The organism is Gluconacetobacter brunescens (assembly GCF_048695475.1).
Classification (GTDB): Bacteria; Pseudomonadota; Alphaproteobacteria; order Acetobacterales; family Acetobacteraceae; genus Gluconacetobacter.
Genome location: NZ_JBLHEN010000002.1, coordinates 710611 through 729270, shown reverse-complemented (window position 1 = coordinate 729270; position 18660 = coordinate 710611). Strand labels below are relative to the sequence as shown.

Annotated in this window: 16 protein-coding genes; 7 read left to right on the top strand and 9 right to left on the bottom strand. The window is 67.5% G+C overall.

Features of this window, described 5'->3' with window-relative positions; all coding sequences use genetic code 11:
* The first annotated feature begins 3 nt into the window (after nt 1-3).
* From dnaG to ACMAUO_RS15560, 7 genes are all read left to right on the top strand, one after another.
* Complete coding sequence (dnaG, locus tag ACMAUO_RS15590) at nt 4-1836, top strand: DNA primase (protein ID WP_420357855.1); 1833 nt, start codon at nt 4-6, stop codon at nt 1834-1836.
* Between the two features lie 217 nt (nt 1837-2053).
* The gene (rpoD, locus tag ACMAUO_RS15585) at nt 2054-3991 is read left to right on the top strand and encodes an RNA polymerase sigma factor RpoD (RefSeq protein WP_420357854.1); all 1938 of its coding nucleotides are present in this window, start codon (nt 2054-2056) and stop codon (nt 3989-3991) included.
* Nucleotides 3992-4011: 20 nt separating this feature from the next.
* Nucleotides 4012-4578 (top strand): GNAT family N-acetyltransferase, encoded by a 567-nt coding sequence (locus ACMAUO_RS15580; protein WP_420358290.1) that lies wholly within the window; start codon nt 4012-4014, stop codon nt 4576-4578.
* 153 nt (nt 4579-4731) lie between these two features.
* Nucleotides 4732-5202, top strand: coding sequence for a 30S ribosomal protein S6 (gene rpsF, locus ACMAUO_RS15575; protein ID WP_182964373.1), 471 nt, complete (start codon nt 4732-4734; stop codon nt 5200-5202).
* Between the two features lie 6 nt (nt 5203-5208).
* Nucleotides 5209-5484 carry a 30S ribosomal protein S18 gene (gene rpsR / locus ACMAUO_RS15570; RefSeq protein ID WP_114726487.1) on the top strand — a complete coding sequence of 92 codons (276 nt, stop codon included), beginning with the start codon at nt 5209-5211 and terminating at the stop codon, nt 5482-5484.
* 12 nt (nt 5485-5496) lie between these two features.
* Nucleotides 5497-6063 carry a 50S ribosomal protein L9 gene (rplI, locus tag ACMAUO_RS15565; protein WP_420357852.1) on the top strand — a complete coding sequence of 189 codons (567 nt, stop codon included), beginning with the start codon at nt 5497-5499 and terminating at the stop codon, nt 6061-6063.
* A gap of 162 nt (nt 6064-6225) precedes the next feature.
* Complete coding sequence (locus tag ACMAUO_RS15560) at nt 6226-7503, top strand: class I SAM-dependent methyltransferase (RefSeq protein ID WP_420358289.1); 1278 nt, start codon at nt 6226-6228, stop codon at nt 7501-7503.
* A gap of 18 nt (nt 7504-7521) precedes the next feature.
* Here ACMAUO_RS15560 and rsmA read toward each other — a convergent pair whose 3' ends face one another.
* From rsmA to cysQ, 9 genes are all read right to left on the bottom strand, one after another.
* Nucleotides 7522-8358 (bottom strand): 16S rRNA (adenine(1518)-N(6)/adenine(1519)-N(6))-dimethyltransferase RsmA, encoded by an 837-nt coding sequence (rsmA, locus tag ACMAUO_RS15555; RefSeq protein WP_420357851.1) that lies wholly within the window; start codon nt 8356-8358, stop codon nt 7522-7524.
* 20 nt (nt 8359-8378) lie between these two features.
* Entirely contained in the window at nt 8379-9746 is a 1368-nt protein-coding gene (locus tag ACMAUO_RS15550) for a peptidylprolyl isomerase (RefSeq protein ID WP_420357850.1), read from the bottom strand.
* A 28-nt stretch (nt 9747-9774) separates the two neighbouring features.
* Nucleotides 9775-12126: an LPS-assembly protein LptD gene (locus ACMAUO_RS15545; protein ID WP_420357849.1), complete on the bottom strand. Its 2352-nt coding sequence runs from the start codon at nt 12124-12126 to the stop codon at nt 9775-9777.
* The gene (lptG, locus tag ACMAUO_RS15540) at nt 12123-13232 is read right to left on the bottom strand and encodes an LPS export ABC transporter permease LptG (RefSeq protein WP_420357848.1); all 1110 of its coding nucleotides are present in this window, start codon (nt 13230-13232) and stop codon (nt 12123-12125) included. Before lptG ends, ACMAUO_RS15545 begins: the two co-directional genes overlap by 4 nt.
* On the bottom strand, nt 13229-14371 hold the full coding sequence (lptF, locus tag ACMAUO_RS15535) for an LPS export ABC transporter permease LptF (protein ID WP_420357847.1): 1143 nt from the start codon (nt 14369-14371) through the stop codon (nt 13229-13231). The genes lptG and lptF overlap by 4 nt, the downstream gene beginning before the upstream one ends.
* A 273-nt stretch (nt 14372-14644) precedes the next feature.
* Nucleotides 14645-16093, bottom strand: coding sequence for an FAD-binding oxidoreductase (locus tag ACMAUO_RS15530; protein ID WP_420357846.1), 1449 nt, complete (start codon nt 16091-16093; stop codon nt 14645-14647).
* A 142-nt stretch (nt 16094-16235) separates the two neighbouring features.
* Nucleotides 16236-16778: a hypothetical protein gene (locus ACMAUO_RS15525; protein ID WP_420357845.1), complete on the bottom strand. Its 543-nt coding sequence runs from the start codon at nt 16776-16778 to the stop codon at nt 16236-16238.
* Nucleotides 16779-16827: 49 nt separating this feature from the next.
* Nucleotides 16828-17799, bottom strand: coding sequence for an L-threonylcarbamoyladenylate synthase (locus ACMAUO_RS15520; protein ID WP_420357844.1), 972 nt, complete (start codon nt 17797-17799; stop codon nt 16828-16830).
* Nucleotides 17800-17839: 40 nt separating this feature from the next.
* Complete coding sequence (cysQ, locus tag ACMAUO_RS15515; RefSeq protein ID WP_420357843.1) at nt 17840-18640, bottom strand: 3'(2'),5'-bisphosphate nucleotidase CysQ; 801 nt, start codon at nt 18638-18640, stop codon at nt 17840-17842.
* Nucleotides 18641-18660: the final 20 nt, after the last annotated feature.

Sequence of the window (18660 nt, the reverse complement as noted above, 5' to 3'; positions counted from 1 at the left end):
CGGGTGGCGCTCGACCCCGCCTTTCTGGAGGAGCTTCGGGCCCGCACGCCGATCGCATCGGTGATCGGGCGGCGGACGAAGCTTGTCCGCTCGGGCCGGAACTGGAAGGCGTGCTGCCCCTTTCACGGGGAGAAAACGCCGTCTTTCTATGTCTATGACGACCACTTTCATTGTTTCGGATGTGGCGCGCATGGCGATGTGATCACGTTCGTGATGCAGAGTGAGGGGCGGGGGTTTCCTGAGGCGGTTGCCGAACTGGCGGCCGAGGCGGGGCTGGAAGTGCCGCGTGCCAGCCCGCAGCAGCGCGAGAACGAGCAGCGTAGCCGTGATCTGGCAGAGGTGCTGGAACTGGTTCAGGCCGCCTGGGTGCGGCGGCTGCATGCGCCGGAGGGGCGGGGTGGGCTGGCCTATCTGCGTGGGCGCGGCCTGTCCGACGAGACGATTGCCGGATTCGGGCTGGGGTGGTCGGGCGAGGGCCGGGGCGGTCTGCTGGAGGAATTGCGTCCCAAGGGGGTGACGCCCGAACTGCTGGTGCGGGCTGGGCTGATGCGCGTGGATGAGGACGGGCGGCCCAAGGGAGAACTGTTCTTCAACCGCGTCACGTTTCCGATCCGGGACCGGAAGGGGGGGCTGGTGTCGTTCGGTGGGCGCATCCTGGGGGATGGGCAGCCGAAATATCTCAATGGGCCGGAAACCGAGCTGTTCTCGAAGCGGCGGGTGCTGTTCGGCATGGATCGTGCCCGCAGCGCCTTGCGGATGGCGCGGCCGCGTGGGGCGCCGCCGGTCGAGTTGCTGGTCGTCGAGGGCTATATGGACGTTATTGCCCTGCATCAGGCCGGCTTTCCGGGGGCGGTGGCTCCGCTGGGTACGGCCCTGACCGCCGAGCAGATGGAGGCGTTGTGGCGTCTGGCGCCGGCACCGATCCTGTGTTTCGACGGGGATGGTGCGGGGCAGCGCGCGGCGGTGAAGGCGGCCGAGACGGCGTTGCCGCTGCTGTCGATGGAGCGGACGGTCCGGTTCTGCACCCTGCCCGAGGGGGAGGATCCGGACAGTCTGCTGCGCGCGCGGGGCGCGGGGGCGGTTGCCGCCCTGGTGGAGGGCGCGCGGCCGTTGAGTGCGGTCCTGTTCGAGTTGCTGACCCAGGGGGTGCGCGATCCGGGGCCCGAGCAGCGGGCGGCGCTGCGCCGGCGTTTGACGGATGCGGCGGCGATGATCGCCGACAAGGGGCTGGCCTCGGAATACCGCTCGACGTTGGTGGATCGGTTTTTCGAGACTTATCGGCGTCGTCCGGGTGGCGGGCCACGTCGGGATGGTGGGGCCAGGCCGTCCGTTGCCCCGGTGGCGGCGGCGCCGTTCGATGCCCTGGCGGCGACGGAGGAACGCATGCGGATCCTGACCGCGATCCTGCTGCGTCATCCGGGCTTGCTGTCGGAAGTCGAGGATGCCTATTGCCGGTTGGACCTGCCGCCGGCGCTGGGCCGGGTCCGGGCGGGGCTGATGGACGCGGCATCGGAGGGGGGCCTGGTGGATGCCGATGCGCTGGCTGCCTGGCTGGATGAGGCCGGGCTGGCGGAAGAGCGCGCCGCCGTTCTGTCGGCCCGGCCGCTGCCGATGGCGCTCAGTGCGCCAGACGATCTGATGGCGGTCGATGTCGCGCAGGAATGGTGGCATTTCTATGCGCTGATGAATGTGCGCCAGTTCGGCGAGGACCTGCGGGGGGATACCGAACGGATGTGTGCCGGCACGCTGGACGAGCGCGCGTGGGCCAGTCTGCGCCCTCGGCTGCTGGCCTGGGAGGCCCTGCGGCGGGGGGAAATATCCTTCGACGACGGATGACGTTACGGGGCCTGGAACATGCCGGGCCTTGACTTTGGCGGGTGAATCGACCACCTGCACACCACTTGTAATTTGTCAGATGCGATAGAATGGCCGTTTCGTATCCGGAGGTTTGTATCCCACGCGCTTGAGTGGGACCGGATGTGAGGCAGGGCCGGCGATGCCGTGGCGCGGGGAAAGCGTGGCGGCGGGTTAGCGCTTAGGGATAGGGCAGGCGATGGCTACAAAGACAGCCGCGGGTTCGGAAGCGACTGCTGGCGACCAGGATAACGACACCACTCTGCTGGATACGCAATCCGGAGCTGTCAAGAGGCTGATCGCCCGCGGGAAGGAGCGGGGGTACATCACCTTCGACGAACTGAACGCCGTCCTGCCGCAGGACCAGATGTCCTCGGAACAGATCGAGGACGTGATGGCGGTGCTGTCGGAGATGGGTATCCAGGTCGTCGAGAACGAGGATAACGACGACACCGAGGCGAACCGCGAGGAAAAGACCGAGGAAGCCGAGACCGAGGAAGAATCGGCCAGCGGCAATGTCGATACCGAGAGCCTGGGCCGTACCGATGACCCGGTGCGGATGTATCTGCGCGAGATGGGCTCGGTCGAACTGCTGTCGCGCGAGGGCGAGATCGCCATCGCCAAGCGGATCGAGGCGGGCCGCGACGAGATGATCGGCGGGCTGTGCGAAAGCCCGCTGACCTTCAGTGCCATCATCTCCTGGCATGAGCGGCTGAAGGCCGGCGAGATGCTGCTGCGCGACATCGTCGACCTGGAGGCCATGCAGTCGGGCGGCGCCGAGGAAGAGGGTGTCGAGGCATCGCAGGAAGATGGGGCTTTCGAGGCTCCGGCCGAGAACGAGGAAGGCGAGGAAGGCGACAGCGCCGGCCTGTCGCTCTCGGCGCTTGAGGAGAAGCTGAAGCCGGAGATCCTGGCGCAGTTCGAGGAGATTGAGGAGCTTTATTCGCGGCTGCAGAAACTGCAGTCCAAGCGGTTGGAGACCCTGACCTCGGGCGCCGAGATGTCGGACAAGTCCGAGAAATCGTACGAGAAGCTGCGCGAGGAACTGGTCGGCAAGGTGCAGCAGGTGCATCTGCACAACACCCGGATCGAGTATCTGGTGCAGCACATGAAGGAGATCTTCCAGCGGCTGAACGGGCTGGAAGGGCGGATGCTGCGCCTGGCCGAGAGCACCAAGGTCTCGCGCGAGGACTTCCTGATCAAATATCGCGGCAGCGAGCTGGATCCGGGCTGGATGGACATGGTGTCCGCCCTGCCGGCCAAGAGCTGGAAGAACTTCGTCGCCAAGCATACCCTGACCGTGCTGGAACTACGCGGGCAGGTGGCCGCCCTGTCGCAGGAAACCGGCCTGCCGGTGGGCGAGTTCCGTCGCGTCTATGCCACCATCTCGCGCGGGGAGCGGGATTCGGCCCGCGCGAAGAAGGAGATGATCGAGGCGAACCTGCGCCTGGTGATCTCGATCGCGAAGAAATATACCAATCGCGGCCTCCAGTTCCTGGACCTGATCCAGGAGGGCAATATCGGCCTGATGAAGGCTGTGGATAAGTTCGAGTACCGGCGCGGCTACAAATTCTCGACCTATGCCACCTGGTGGATCCGGCAGGCGATCACGCGCTCGATCGCCGATCAGGCGCGGACCATCCGTATCCCGGTGCATATGATCGAGACGATCAACAAGCTGGTCCGGACCTCGCGCCAGATGCTGCATGAGATCGGGCGCGAGCCGGCGCCCGAGGAACTGGCCGAGAAGCTGGGCATGCCGCTGGAGAAGGTGCGCAAGGTCCTGAAGATCGCCAAGGAGCCGATCTCGCTGGAAACGCCGATCGGCGACGAGGAAGACAGCCATCTGGGCGATTTCATCGAGGACAAGACGGCGGTCATTCCGCTGGATGCCGCGATCCAGACCAACCTGCGCGAGGCCACGACGCGGGTGCTGTCCTCGCTGACGCCGCGCGAGGAGCGCGTGCTGCGCATGCGCTTCGGCATCGGCATGAACACCGACCACACGCTCGAAGAGGTCGGCCAGCAGTTCAACGTGACGCGCGAGCGTATCCGCCAGATTGAGGCCAAGGCGCTGCGCAAGCTCAAGCACCCCAGCCGCAGCCGCAAGCTGCGCTCGTTCCTCGACGATAACTGAGGCCCGGTGTCGTGAATGCGATGATCGGGTCCGGACCGACGACCCGGATCGTCGTCGACGTGACGTTCCTGTGCATGGACGCGCCGCCGGTGGGTGTCGCGCCCGTGCTGCCGGATGCGTACCGGATCGTGCGTCAGCCGGCGCCGGACTTCGCCTTCTACCGGCGGCTTTATGATGGTGTGGGGCAGGATTACTGCTGGTGGATGCGCCGGGTCATGCCCGAGCGGGAACTGGCCGCCCTGCTGCGCGATCCGCGCGTCGAGGTGCATGTCCTGTGGCGGGGAGAGGAGATCTGCGGTTTCTTCGAACTGGATCGGCAGGTGCCGGGTGAGGTCAACCTGGCCTATTTTGGCCTGATGCCTGGGCAGATCGGGCAGGGAATCGGGCGGATTTTCCTGCGGGCCGCGCTTGATGCGGCCTGGGCGTCGCGGCCCCAGAGCGTGCGGGTCAATACCTGCACGGCCGACCATCCGAGGGCGCTGGAGACCTATCTGCAGGCCGGATTCCGCAAGGTGCGCATGGTGCGCGAGGTGTGGGACATTCCCGACCGGCTGGGGATGAGCGTGCCGGGCTGGTTGCGTGTGTAGTTTTTCCTTGTGATCGGGCGGGGTTTGTGCTTCACACCGCTCCTTCCCTGCTCGGGCGCGGCATCGCCCCGGCTATACCCATGCCCCCCGGGAGGGGCGCCGTGCGGACCGTGTCCGAGGCGGCCGGGTTGACCTTATCCGAAGGGAGTTCCCATGCCGTTATATGAGACCGTGTTCATCGCACGGAATGACGTGTCGCAGCAGCAGGTCGAAGCCGTCGCCGACGGAATCGCCACCCTGCTGGAGACTGACGGCGGTGCCGTCAAGAAGCGCGAATACTGGGGCCTGCGCAGCCTGGCCTATCGCATCAAGAAGAACCGCAAGGGGCATTACATGCTCCTGGGTCTGGATGCGAAGCCGGAGACGATCAAGGAGATCGAGCGCCAGCTGAGCCTCAACGAGGACGTGATGCGCGTCCTGACCCTGCGCGTCGAAGAGATCGACGAGGCGCCGTCCGTGATCCTGTCCCGCAAGGGCGACGAGCGCGAGCGCGGTTTCCGTGGTCCGAAGCCGGCCGGCCGGTTCGAGAGCGGCCGCGGCGGCCCCCGTCGCAGCTATGACGACCGCGAGGAATTCCGCGCCCGCAATGACGAGCCGCGCGACACCGACGGCGAAGCGGAGTAAGAATCCATGTCCGACACCACCGAAATCAATCCCGCCGCCCGTCGCACGGCCGTGGGCGCGCGTCGGCCGTTCTATCGCCGCCGCAAGTCCTGCCCGTTCTCCGGCCCCAACGCGCCGAAGATCGACTACAAGGACGTGCGTCTGCTCAGCCGCTTCCTGTCCGAGCGCGGCAAGATCGTGCCGAGCCGCATCACCGCCGTTTCGGCGAAGAAGCAGCGCGAGCTGGCCCAGGCGATCAAGCGGGCCCGCTTCCTGGCCCTGCTGCCCTACATCGTCGGTTGAGGGAGGCAGATCATGTCCGCAGTAGAACTGATCCTGCTCCAGCGCGTCGAAAACCTGGGGCAGATGGGCGACATCGTAAAGGTGAAGCCGGGATACGCTCGTAACTTCCTTCTGCCCCAGGGCAAGGCGATCCGTGCCAACGGCATGAACCGCGAGCGCTTCGAGCGCGAGCGCGTGCAGCTGGAGGCGCTGAACCTGAAGCGCCGTGAAGAGGCCGAGCGCCTGTCCGAGCGCATGCATGGCCTGTCCGTCATCCTGATCCGTCAGGCCGGCGACAGCGGCAGCCTGTATGGCTCGGTCACGACCCGTGATGTGGCCGAGGCCACCACGGCCGCCGGGCTGACGGTCTCGCGCACCCAGGTGGTGCTGGAGCACCCGATCAAGCAGCTGGGCCTGTACACCGTGCGCGTGGCGCTGCATCCGGAAGTCTCGATCCCCGTCACGGTCAACGTGGCGCGTTCGGAAGAGGAAGCCGAGCGTCAGGCACGCGGCGAGGCCATCGGCGTCGAAGAGGAGCCTGCCGGCTTCGTCGAGGAAGCGCTGGTCGAGGAAACGGAAGAGGCTCCGGCCGAAGCCTGATCCGACTCGCGCGGCGTAGACGCGCCGAAGCTGCGAAAGGCCCGGAAGAGCTTGCTCTTCCGGGCCTTTTGTCGTTGAAAAACCATCGAAAGCCCCGCCGCGCGTTCTTTACGGATGGCGCCGCAGACTTCATGCTGCCCTCAGGATAAAGGGAGCTGAATGATGACGCCGGTGATCGACAGGATCTTTCGCAGCTTCATCACCGAGGGGCGGCTGGATGTCGTCTTTTCGGACGGGACGCGGCGCACCTATGTCGGCACGCCGGGGCCGATTGCGGCGATGCGCGTGCTCGCGCCGTCGGTGGAGCGGCGGCTGATCACCAATCCGGGCCTGGCCTTTGGTGAAGCCTATATGGACGGGCTGGTCGAGCCGGTCGGCTGCACGCTGTACGACCTGCTGGACCTGCTGATGACCAACAGCATGCGGGCCGGCCATATCGGCGAAGCCGTGGCGGCGGTGATCCGCTATGGCAAGCGGACCTGGACCCAGTTCAATCCGGCGTCGCGCTCGCGGCGGAACGTCGCCCATCATTATGATCTGAACGGGGCGTTGTACGACCTGTTCCTGGACAGCGACCGGCAATATTCCTGTGCCTATTTTCCGCGTGGGGACGAGACGCTGGAAGAAGCCCAGGTAGCCAAGAAGCGGCATATTGCCGCCAAGCTGCGGCTGGATCGCCCTGACCTGGACGTGCTGGATATCGGCAGCGGCTGGGGCGGCATGGCGCTGACGCTGGCGCGGGAATACGGTGCGCGGGTCACGGGTATTACCCTGTCGGAAGAGCAGCTTGCCGTTTCCCGTCGGCGGGCGGCGGAGGAAGGGCTCGCGGACCGGGTGCGGTTCGAACTGGTGGATTATCGCGATGTGACGCGACGCTTCGACCGGATTGTGTCGGTCGGCATGTTCGAGCATGTGGGCGTTGGCCATTATCGCCAGTTCTTCGAGAAGGTGCGTGCGATCCTGGCACCTGACGGGGTGATGCTGCTGCATTCCATCGGGCGGAATGACGGCCCGGGCTCGACCAATCCGTGGATCGATCGCTACATCTTCCCCGGTGGCTATTCGCCGGCGCTGAGCGAGACATTCGCCGCGATCGAGAAGGCGGGGCTGTGGGTGACGGATTGCGAAATCCTGCGCCTGCATTACGCACAGACCATCACGCATTGGCGCGCGCGCTTCGCCGCCAATCGGGATCGGGTGGCCGCCTTGTACGACGAGCGGTTCTGCCGGATGTTCGAATTCTATCTGGCCGGGGCGGAACTGTCGTTCCGCGTCCAGGGGCATCTGAACTTCCAGTTGCAGATTACCCGTTCGATCGATGCGGTGCCGTTGACGCGGGACTATATGGTCGAGGCCGAGCGGGCCGGGACCCCCGCGACCGAAGTCGCTGCCGCGCCGCGGCGCCGGGTTCGTGCCCGCAAGGACAAGATTGCGGGGTAGGGGTGCCGTCCCTGCCCGTCAGGCGGTCCGGGCGGCGTGGCAGCGCGCCAGCCGGTCGAATTCGGCGATCGATAATGTTTCCGCCCGGCGTTCGCCGGCGATTCCGGCTTCGCCCAGCAGGGTTTCGCCGCCGATGGAACGCAGGGAGCCACGCAGCATCTTGCGCCGCTGGCCGAAGGCGGCTGCCGTGACCTGCTCCATGGCCCGGAACAGGGCGGGTTCGGGTTGGACCGCGTGTGGAATGAGGCTGACGACGGCGGAATAGACCTTGGGCGGCGGGGAGAAGGCGCCGGGCGGAATCCGCATGACCAGGCTGGCCTGGCAGGTCCATTGGGCCAGCACCGCGAGGCGCCCGTAATGGCTGGTGTCGGGGGCGGCGCAGATCCGCTCGGCGACTTCCATCTGGAACATCAGGGTCAGCCGTTCCCACGACGCGGCCTGGCGCAGCCAGCCGACCAGCAGCGGGGTGCCGACATTATAGGGCAGGTTGGCGACGATCTGGCGCGGTGCGGGGCAGAGTTCCGTCAGGTCGCGCCGCGTCGCGTCGGCTTCCACCAGCCGTAATCTGTCGGGGAAGTAGGCGACCAGCTCCTCGATGACCGCCACCGCCCGGCGGTCGATTTCCACCGCCGTGACGCTCGCGGCCGGGGTGGCCAGCAGGGAGCGGGTCAGGCCGCCGGGGCCGGGGCCGACTTCGACCACATGCCGGCCGGCCAGGTCGCCGGCCAGGGCGGCGATCCGCGCGGTGATGCCGGGATCGAGCAGGAAATGCTGGCCCAGCGCCTTGCGGGCGTCCAGCCCGTGGCGGGCGATAACGTCGCGCAGCGGCTCCTGGGCCGGATCGGGGGTGGACATGGCCAGATGGTCCGGGCTGGTCACACTTTCGACCGGATGTCGATGACGGCGCGGCGGCGCAGGTCGCGGTTGAGCTGCCGCGATGTCTGTTCCACCCGCTCGTTCATCAGCTGGTCGGCGATTTCGCTGGGGGTCTGCTGGGCGAAGTTCTTCTGCTGGCGCGCGCAGACCATCAGCACCGCGATGCCGTCGCCCGAGACCAGGGGATGGCTGGCCTGGCCGGGGGCCAGGTTGGCCAGGATCTGCTGCATCTGCGGATTGACCCGCTCCAACTGCAGGTCGCCGGGATTAGCGGCGCGCTTGTCGCCGTATTTGTGGTTCGCCGCCTCGAGATCGGCGCAGGAATGTGCGCTGGCGGAAAGCTGCTGGGCTTGCTGCAGCATTTCGCGCTGCTGCTCGGACGGGGCCTGGGGATTGAGTGGCGCGGTGAAGGGCAGGTAGGCCTGACGCAGCGTCAGCAGCGTGCCCATCTGGTGGCCGATGGTGCGGCGGCCGTTCAGCGTGGCGATGACATAGCCGCCGGCGACGCGGATCGGGTTGGAAATGGCGCCGTCCGGCATGGCACGGGCGACGGCGACGACCTGCGGGTCCAGGCTGTCTTCCTGCACCCAGCCCATCATGCCGCCTTCCAGCGCCGTCTGGCTCTGCGAGAACTGGGCGGCAACGATGGGGAAGGGCGCGCCGTTGCGCAGTTCCTGGATGATCGTCTGGGTGAATTTCAGCTCATCCTCGGAATGACGCGCGTCATCGACCGGGATGAAGATCTCGCTCATCAGATACTGCGTCTTGCCGTCTTCGTGGCGCAGCGCTTCCTCGCGCTGGGCGATCTCGGCGGCGGTGGTGCGTCCGCGCGAGCCCAGCTCCTCGCGCAGGACCTGCGACCAGCCCAACTGCACCCGGATCTGGTCGATCATGGTGGTCAGTGAAATGCCGTCCGCGGCCAGATGGTCGCGCAGGGCGTTGTGGGGCATGTTGTTGCGCCGCTCGATATCGGCGATCGAGGCGGCGATCTGCTCCGGCGGCACGTTGATGTGGCGCGAGAGCATCTCCTGCTGCCGCAGGCGCTCGTCGATCAACTGCCGGACGATCTGCGGACGCAGCCGTTTCATCAGGTCGTCGGTCAGGTCCAGGCCTGCGGACAGCCCGAACAGCCGGCCGCGATTTTCCACGTCACGCCGTGTCAGCACCGTGCCGTTGATGACGGCGACGATCGAATCCTGGGGGATCGACCCGTCGGAGGCCTCGGCGGCTGGCTTGGGCGCGGTCTTGGGCGCCGGGGCGGCATCGGCGGGCAGGGCCACGCCTGCTGTCCAGGCTGCCAGCCCGGCGGCTGCGATGCGGGCCAGGAGGGGCGATGGGAATCCGGTCGGGGAAAGGCGGCGTCGCATTCTGTTCGGTCTCTCGCGCGTCGTCGGGTCAGCCATGGATACCAAAGGCCCCGATGGTCTTGAAGGTCAGGGTGAACATGACGGTCGAATTGCGCTGCTCGCCGCCGATCGAGGTATATTGCTTGATATACATGACGTTGAAGGCAAAACAGTCATTCTGATAGCCGGCATTGCCGCCCATGCTGACGAATTCCTTGCGGGACAGGCTGCGCCGGACGAAGCCGGAAAGGCTGTAGCCGCTCCAGTTCGTCGATGCGCCGAGCGTCAGTTCGTTGGTGCGGACGTAGTAGGCGGAAGGCGGGCCGCTCGTCTGGAGGTTGGTGGCATAATAGTAATACGGTGTCACCGGCTCGTAGACATAGCCGCCCGTGACGCGGAAATGCTCGACGCCGGTGGAAAACAGCGCGTCGCCGAAATCGATCCGCCCGGCATAGGGGTCGACCCGGGTGCGGCCGGTGAAGTCGACATAGCGGTTGGGGGCGATGCGGGCCCGGGCGACCACGTCGGAGAGATGGTGGTTCAGCCCCGAATAGGGGATGCGGTTGTGGTCGATATGCTCCTGGACGCTTTCACCGACCAGCGTGTCGATTTCATGCCCGTCCCAGGTCCAGTTGGCATGGACGCCGAAATTGCCGCGCAGGCCGCCATCGAGCCTGTCGGTGCCCGGATAGCGGTTCAGCGCGAACAGGGTCGAGTCGGTGAACTCGTATGACAGGCTGTCTTCATTGGGCATGTTGCGGGTGACGCTGTTGCCCGTGTTGGGCGCGGCGATGATCTGGGCGATCGGCTCCAGGATCTGGGTGCCGCTTCCATGCTGGAAGGAGCGCAGGAACGGCCAGTTCATCTTCAGTGCCACTGTCGGCAGGACCTGGCCGGTGACCGCGGCGCGGCGGGCCGTCGTGAGGGCGTAAAGCGGCTGCTGGTTCAGGCTGGTGGCACGATGGACGGCCGACTCCAGATGCAGGGTCAGTTTCCAGAGCTGGCCCAGCCGGTTGCGGAACGGCCGGTCCCAGTTCGCCGAGAGCTGCGCCCGCTGGTCCGATACGCCGTCGTTGCGGTAGACGTAGAAATCATTGGTATCCAGCGACAGCCGGCCGCCCCAGGCGTCGGGCTGGCCGAAATAGCTGAACGCATAGTGCGGCAGCACCCAGGGCAGGTCGTTGTTGCGGATGACGCCCTGGTTCAGGCCCTGATAGGCCTGTGCGTCGAGGCGCGAATAGGAACCGGTGCCGAACCCTTCGAGGAAGATGTTCGACGACAGCATTTCCTGCCCGTAGCCGGTCACCCGGTAGTCGCGCATGTAATTGGCGGAGGTGGCGAGGTTGATGTTCATCCCCGTGCGCCATTCCCGCGTGATCGAGGCCTGGCCCTGGGCGAAGATGAAGCCCTGTACCCCATGCTCGTCGGCCGAGCCGACGGTGTTGCCGAACGTGTTGATATAGGCACCCTGGCGATGGGTATCATAGGCCAGGCCGGCCAGGATGTTCAGCGTGCCCCAGTTGAAGACGTTGCGGTACTGGCTGCTGACCTGCGGCCCGGTACGGGTGGAGAACAGCCCCTGGACCGTCAGGTCGGACTGGCCGTCGATCACCCAGTAATAGGGGATGGTGACGTAGGCGCCCAGATAGCGGTCGTGCGGCGTGATGCCCGGCGTAAGGAAACCGCTCTGCCGACGGACCGAGGGATCGGACATGGAGAAGACCGGCAGGTACATGACCGGTATCCCGAACATATCGAGATAGGCGTCGCGGAACTCGATGCGCTTGTGCTCGGTATCGTCGATCGCGTCATAGGCCCGCAATTGCCAGAATGGCGGCCGGGTGGGGTTCTTGGCGCAGATCTCGCAGGCGGTATAGACCGCGCGGGTCATGTCGTTGATGCGCGCGCCGGTCCGGCGCATGCCGTTGGCGGCGAGCTTGGCGTTGTCGGCCATCAGCGCGTGCAGGCGCGTCATGATGCCGTCGCGCATGCCGTTGCTGAGTTCGGCATAGTCGCTGAACAGCACGGTGCCGTCCGCCTCGACGATCGCGACGTTGCCGCGCGCCGCCGCGATGCCGGTATTGCGGTCGTAGGTGACCGTATCGGCCCGCAGGACGTGGTCGTTCTGCCAGATCTGGACATTGCCCGACCAGGTGACGATCCCCTGGGCGTTGTCGTAGGACACCTGGTCGGCCTGGACGGTCACCGGGTCTTTCTGGGACACCGACGTGCCCGTGTCGACATGCAGGGGATGAACCTGGGCATGGGCGTGGTGGATCTGGAACGCGGCCCCCAGAAGCGTGCCGCCCAGCATGCTGGCAGCCAGCAGCGTGCCGCGTGCCTGCGCGGATTTTCCCCCGACGGGGCGGAACGGGCAGCGAGGCAGGAGGAAGGGCATCATCCGTCTTCTAGATGAAGCAATAGAGAAACTGCAAGGCAGAGACCCGCTCCAGTCGGGGCCCAGGCGGCCAGAATCGGCGGCATGGCGCCGGATTCGCCGAATTGGGCCGCGACTTTGGACACCGTGAACAATGCGAAGCCGGCGGCCACGCCGCCGCCGACCATGCGCGCCACCCCGCCGCGACGGGTCGGGCGCATCGAGAACCCGGCCGCGACCAGCGCCATGGTGCCCGCCAGAATGGGCAAGGTCAGCAGCGACTGGAAATGCAGCCGGTGCCGGATGGACGAAAAGCCCGAGCGCTCCAGAAGTGAGATGAAGCCCGGCAGTGCCCAGACCGACAGCGTGTCGGGCGAGGCAAAGCTTTCCTGCACGCGCGAGAGCGTGAGGTCGGTCGGCAGCGTGAACCGCCCCACCTCGACGGGCAGGCGGTCGGGCCGGATGGTATGGGTGTCGTCAAGCACCCATTCTCCGTTACCCAGATGCCCCTCGGGCGCTTCGACGCGGACGATCATGCGATCGGCTTCATCCAGCCGGAACAGGCTGATGCCGCTGATCCGCAGGACGCCGTCCTGCAGGTGCACGTTGCGGGCATGCAGGATCGCCACCCCGTGGGGTGTCAGGGCCTTGTCGGCCTGACGGATCCATAATGCGCCGTCGGCAAGGTTCAGCGGGCCGCCGCTGCGCAGATAGACATGGTCCAGCGTCTCGGCCCGCCGGTACATGATCGAGGAAAGCGGCGACAGCACCCCGGTGGCCAGGGCGCCGATCAGCAGGGCGCAGGCTAGCGGGCCGGCCAGGAACTGCCACGCCGAAATGCCGGCGGCCCGTGCCACGATCAGCTCGGACGACCGGGTCAGGCGCCAGAAACAGACGATCCCGCCCAGGAGCACGCCGAAGGGCAGGATTTCGATCATGAAATAGGGGATGTGCAGGAGCGCGATTTCGCTGACCAGGCGCGTGGGGACGTTGGGGCGCGTCGCGACCCGGCGCAGGAGGTCGATGAAATCGAACAGCGAGACCAGGCCGGTCAGCGACAGGATCATCGCCATCACCGCCAGGATGAACTGCCGGGCGATGTAGAAGGAGAGGGTGACCGAGACAGTCATGGCCGGGGTGCCCGGCCCGGCGAGGCGGGTGCCAGGAGCGACGCGGCCATCGCCTGCTGCCGCTGGCGCCATTCGGGCAGGAAAAGCACGATGGCGCACAGGGCGCCGGGCACGATCGCCTCGACCCACATCAGGGGTACCAGGCCCGGATTGCGGCCGGCCAGATTCTGCACCATCAGGCTGAGCGCCAGCAGGCACACCACGCTCATGATCGCGGTGAACGGGCGCAGGATGTTGCCGTGCCGCGAGAACGTGCCGCGCAGCACGCTGACCAGCCCGATCATGGCGAACGAAAAGGCGGTGAAGGGCGACGTCAGGCGCCGCCAGGCCTCGACCGCGAACTTGCCGCGATCGCGGGCGGAGACCTCGTGCGGGTCGGGATGCAGCAATTCGCGCAGCGACATCTCGCTGGCGTCGCGATAGCGGATCTGCTCGCCGTGCGGGGGGGTCAGGTCGATGGTATTGCGGGCGAAGGTCAGGACGTTCAGCCGGCCGGTCCGGCGATCGATTTCCTGCCGCGACCCGTCGAACAGGACCACGCGGGGCTGGTCGTTGACGATCAGCATCGTGCCGCGCTCGGCCAGGATGGTTGACGGATTGTCGGGCTGGCGGCCGTCCTCGACCATGATGCCGTGCAGCGTGCCGTCATGATCGCGGGAGCGGACATAGACGGTCATGGTGCTGGACAGCGGGGTGAAGACGCCATCCTGCAGCATGAAGGCCGCGATGCGGTTCCGGATCTGGAATTCATATTGCTTGAACGCATGAAAGGCCTGCGGGACGATCCACAGATTCAGGAGCAGGCAGAGCATCACCGACGCGCCGGCGCAGAGCAGGCCGGGCCGTGCCACGTGGAAGGGCGACAGGCCGGCGGCGCGCATGACCGTGAGTTCGCGGTCGGTCGCCAGGCGCTGATAGACGAACTGCACCACCACGAAGGTCGTGATCGGCAGGATGATGGCGACGAAGGAGGGCACCAGCAGGCTGGTCAGTCCGATGAAGACCCGCAGCGACAGGCCGCGTTCGACGACCAGCGAGACGAAGCGCAGGGACTGGGTGAGCCAGATCAGGGCCGCGAGGCCGCCCGTTGTCGCCGCCAGTGCCATCAGGAGCTGCCGCAGTACGTAGCGGTCGAGCATCGGCAGGTGCGCCCTTGATGGACGTCTTGTTGCGGATCGGGCGAACGACATAGGCCTGTGTAGCTCCCCGGAGGATATGGTGAAAAGCCCTGCGTCTCCGGTGCCGTGCGACCGTTACGGCGATCCGTTCCGCCGGTTCCCGGCCGTCGGGACGAGGGGCCCGGTTGAAGGGGGTTCCGTCCCGATGGTTGCGGCTGCACGGGCGAAGATGCTTGTGGAAAATTAAGGAACCGGAAATATGCCGGCGCGCCGGCCGGGCGGGCGGCGCGGGCCCTAGCCGGCGGGAGGAAACAGCGTCGCGGGGTTCATCAGTCCGTGCGGGTCGATCGCGTTCTTGATCCGGCGCATGGTGGCCAGCTCGGCGCCCCCGCGCCAGCCCGGCATCATGTAGGGCTTCAGGCGCCCGACCCCGTGCTCGGCCGAGAAGGAGCCGTCCAGCTCGCGCACGATGGCGGCGACCGTGTCCATGATGCGGTGATCCTGCGCCAGGAACGCGGCCGGGTCCATGCCCTCGGGCTGCACCAGGTTGAAATGGATGTTGCCGTCGCCGATATGGCCGAACGGCGCGGGGCGGATGCCCGGGATCAGCGCCGCGCAGGCGGCGCTGGCACGGTCGATCAGCTCCGGCACGCGCGAGACGGGAACCGAGACGTCGTTCTTGACGCTGGCGCCCGCCCTGCGCTGTGCCTCGGCATGTTCCTCGCGCAGTTTCCACAGCGCCAGGCGTTGCCCCTCGCTTTCGGCGATGACGGCGTCGCTGACCGTGCCGGCTTCGAACATGCCGGCCAGGACGTCCTCCAGCACCGTGCGGAGATCGGCATTGCGGCGCGGGGTTGCCAGTTCCACCAGCACGTAGGCCGGGGCGGGTTCGGCCAGCGGCAGACTGGTGCCGGGCACCAGCCGCGTGACCAGGTCCATGCCGGCGCCCGACATATATTCGAACGCCTGGATCAGCGCCGGGTCCTGGTCGCGGAAGGCGGCGAACAGGACCAGGGCCGCGCTGGCGTCGGCCACCGCGCACAATGCGGCCTCGACCGCGCGTGGCTGGGGCTGCAATTGCAGGATGGCCGAGGTGATGAAGCCCAGCGTGCCCTCGGACCCCACGAAGAGCTGGCGCAGGGCATAGCCGGTATTGTCCTTACGCAACCGGCGCAGGCCGTTGAAGACGCTGCCGTCGGGCAGCACGACCTCCAGCCCCAGCACCAGTTCCCGCGCGTTGCCGTAGCGCACGGTATTGTTGCCGCCCGCGTTGGTGGCCAGCACGCCGCCGATCTGGGCCGAGCCCTCCGACGAGATGGAAAGGGGCAGCATCAGGCCGGCGTCGCGTGCCGCGTCCTGCGCTGCCTTCAGTGTCACGCCCGCTTCGATTTCCATGGTGTGGTCCAGCGGGTCGATCCGCCGCACGCGGTTCATCCGTGACAGGCACACCACGATGTCCCGTCCGCTCTCGTCCGGCGTGGCGCCGCCGACCATGCTGGTATTGCCGCCTTGCGGCACCATCGCGACGCCGGCTTCGGCGCAGAGTGCGACGGCCTGGGCCAGTTCGGTCGTGCCGGCCGGGCGCAGGACGGCCGCCGCACGCCCATGATAGAGCGAACGCCAGTCGGTGCAGTAGGGCGCGACGTCGGAGATTTCGGTCAGGATGCCCGACGGCCCCAGCAGTGCCGCCAGACGGGCCAGCAGATCGGCGGTCGGGGTGGCGGAGGGCGGGGGAACGGTCATGACGGATTTCCGGTGGCGATGGAGGATCGGCGCGGGAGAGGGCGGTGCCTGTGCCAAGGGTGCCTGTCTTGGGGCAGAATGGCGGGCATGGCAATGTCTCGCATGCGCGCCGCCTGCCGATCGGTTGCCGATCTGGCTGCGATCAGTTCAGGGCGGTCGTCCTGAACGGGACGGCCGGCACGTCCATTGCGCGGACCATGCCCATGCCGATCGCGCCGACCAGGGCGCCGACGGCGAAGGCCAGGGCGACGACCGAGCGCCGGCGCGGCGTGGGGCGCGCCCGCATTACGGACAGGGCGGCTTGCGTCTCGGCCCGGGCCTGCTGGGTCAGGTAGAGCTGCGAGCGCAGTTCCTCATTGCGGGCGCGTGCGCTGCGCAGGTCGAGATCGAGCCGGTTGACGCTTTCGGTCAGTTGCAGGATCCGCGTCCGCGCGGCCTGCATTTCCTCGGCGGCGGCGCCCGAGGCGGCGCGTGATGCGCGCGGGCGCGGCGGCGGGCGCGAAGGCGGGTTCGGCGCGAGGGCGGTGAACAGGTTTTTCAGCGCCCCGCCGGTCATGCTGTTGCGGCGGGCGCGGTTGCGGATGGCATCCAGGGCATTGGCGGACTGACCCGGATGGTCCTCCAGGACCAGCGCCAGGATATCCGCCAGAATCTTCAGTTCCTTGGGATCGAGTTTGTCGCTCATGGCGGCGGATCACGATGTTCCAGGCAGGCGGTTGTGGACGGATACGGCATCATGCGGGGCGGGGCGAGGCGGCGCGGCGCAGGCGGTCGCGGATGGCCAGGCCCAGGCCGTCGCGGGGGATCGGCATCGCGGCGATGCGGGTCAGGCCACGCCGGGCGCCCTCGCTGTCGAGAAAGCGCAGGCCCGCGAACAGGCGGGCCGCGGCTTCGTCCACCGCGCCCGAGGGGCTGAGATTCCAGACCAGCCCGGCCCCCGGCAGTTCCGGCCCGAAGGCCAGGAGCGCCTCGTCGGCGCCGACTTCCTGCGCGTCGAGACGGACCGGCAGGGAGGGCGCGTAATGCGAGGCCATCCGCCCCGGGGAGACGGGCAGCGTGTCGGCGTAATCGTCGGGGTGGGAGATCGGGCCGCAGATTTCGGCGAGGGCCTCGATCGTGACGCCGCCGGGGCGCAGCAGCATCGGCGCGGTGCCCGTCAGGTCGAGGACCGTGCTTTCCACCCCGACCTGGCACGGGCCGGAATCCAGCACCGCGTCGATGCGGCCGCTCAGGCCGCGCAGGACGTGATAGGCGTCGGACGGGCTGACCTTGCCGGACAGGTTGGCCGAAGGCGCCGCGACCGGGCGCCCCGTGGCGCGCAGCAGGGCGGCCGTGACGGCGCCGCGCGGCACGCGGACGGCCACCGACGGCAGGCCGGCGGCGGCCAGGTCGGAGATCGTGCCGCCCGGCTGGCGCGGCAGGATAAGCGTCAGCGGGCCGGGCCAGAACCGCTCGGCCAGGCGCCGGGCGAGATCGTCGGGCACGGCCTCGGTGAAGGCGGCTGCGGCATCGGGGAAATGGCTGATCAGGGGATTGAAGCGCGGGCGCTCCTTGGCGGCGAAGATGCGGGCCACGGCCGTATCGCTGGTCGCGTCGGCGCCAAGCCCGTAGACGGTCTCCGTCCCGAACGCCACCAGGCCGCCCGCCCGCAGCAGGTCCGCCGCGCGGGAGATGCCCGTGTCGTTTGCTTCCAGGCGTTCCGTCATCTCCCCTCTACCCGTCCGTTTCCTAGCCGATCATAACGTGTCACGCGCCTGATGGCTCCCGCTTTCCGGCGCAGATGAAGTGCGGGTTGCGCCAGTCGGGCTTGCCGTAGCGCAGCGGTTCGCCATCCATCGTGGTGACGCTGCCGCCCGCGGCCTCGACGATGACCTGCGGGGCGGCGGTATCCCATTCCATCGTGGTGCCCAGGCGGGGATACAGGTCCGCCGCGCCTTCGGCCACGCGGATGAATTTCGCGGCGGAGCCGATATTGCCCAGATGGGCGATCCGCCGGCCGCCGAGGAACGATGCCAGGCGCGGATCGTCGGCATAATGACGCGAGGCCAGCACCGTCAGCCCGTCGGGCGGGACCGCGCGCGCGTGGATGGCCTGCGTGCCGTTTGCGTCGATGCGGCGCGCGCCGGTGGCGACGTGGCCGGCATAAAGCTGGTGGTAGGCCGGCAGGGCGACCGCCCCCAGGACGGCGCGGCCGTCGCGGACCAGGCCGATATTGACCGTGAAATCGTCCCGGCCGGCCGCGAATTCGCGCGTGCCGTCCAGCGGGTCGACCAGCCAGAACATATGGCCGCCCTCGACGCGCACGCCGGCGGCGGCCTCTTCCTCGGCGATCACGGGGATGGTCGGCGCAAGGGCGCGCAGCCCGGCCAGGATATGGGCCTCGGCCGCATGGTCGGCCTCGGTCACCGGGGACGAATCGGACTTCGTCACGGTCTCGAACCCGCGCGCGCGGATGACGCGGATCAGTTCGGCGGCCTCGTCGGCCAGCCGGGTCGCGAGATCCAGCAAGATGTCGTCGCCGGGATGCAGCGGGGAGGAACGGTTCATGGGTTCATGGGATTAGCTTA

Coding starts and splice junctions, on each gene's coding strand:
- rpsR (WP_114726487.1), top strand. CDS start 5,209: ATGTCCGACACCACCGAAATCAATCCCGCCGCCCGTCGCACGGCCGTG.
- rsmA (WP_420357851.1), bottom strand. CDS start 8,358: ATGTCCACCCCCGATCCGGCCCAGGAGCCGCTGCGCGACGTTATCGCC.
- rplI (WP_420357852.1), top strand. CDS start 5,497: ATGTCCGCAGTAGAACTGATCCTGCTCCAGCGCGTCGAAAACCTGGGG.
- cysQ (WP_420357843.1), bottom strand. CDS start 18,640: ATGAACCGTTCCTCCCCGCTGCATCCCGGCGACGACATCTTGCTGGAT.
- ACMAUO_RS15560 (WP_420358289.1), top strand. CDS start 6,226: ATGACGCCGGTGATCGACAGGATCTTTCGCAGCTTCATCACCGAGGGG.
- ACMAUO_RS15580 (WP_420358290.1), top strand. CDS start 4,012: ATGATCGGGTCCGGACCGACGACCCGGATCGTCGTCGACGTGACGTTC.
- ACMAUO_RS15530 (WP_420357846.1), bottom strand. CDS start 16,093: ATGACCGTTCCCCCGCCCTCCGCCACCCCGACCGCCGATCTGCTGGCC.
- lptG (WP_420357848.1), bottom strand. CDS start 13,232: ATGACTGTCTCGGTCACCCTCTCCTTCTACATCGCCCGGCAGTTCATC.
- ACMAUO_RS15545 (WP_420357849.1), bottom strand. CDS start 12,126: ATGATGCCCTTCCTCCTGCCTCGCTGCCCGTTCCGCCCCGTCGGGGGA.
- ACMAUO_RS15520 (WP_420357844.1), bottom strand. CDS start 17,799: ATGACGGAACGCCTGGAAGCAAACGACACGGGCATCTCCCGCGCGGCG.
- lptF (WP_420357847.1), bottom strand. CDS start 14,371: ATGCTCGACCGCTACGTACTGCGGCAGCTCCTGATGGCACTGGCGGCG.
- ACMAUO_RS15550 (WP_420357850.1), bottom strand. CDS start 9,746: ATGCGACGCCGCCTTTCCCCGACCGGATTCCCATCGCCCCTCCTGGCC.
- rpsF (WP_182964373.1), top strand. CDS start 4,732: ATGCCGTTATATGAGACCGTGTTCATCGCACGGAATGACGTGTCGCAG.
- ACMAUO_RS15525 (WP_420357845.1), bottom strand. CDS start 16,778: ATGAGCGACAAACTCGATCCCAAGGAACTGAAGATTCTGGCGGATATC.
- rpoD (WP_420357854.1), top strand. CDS start 2,054: ATGGCTACAAAGACAGCCGCGGGTTCGGAAGCGACTGCTGGCGACCAG.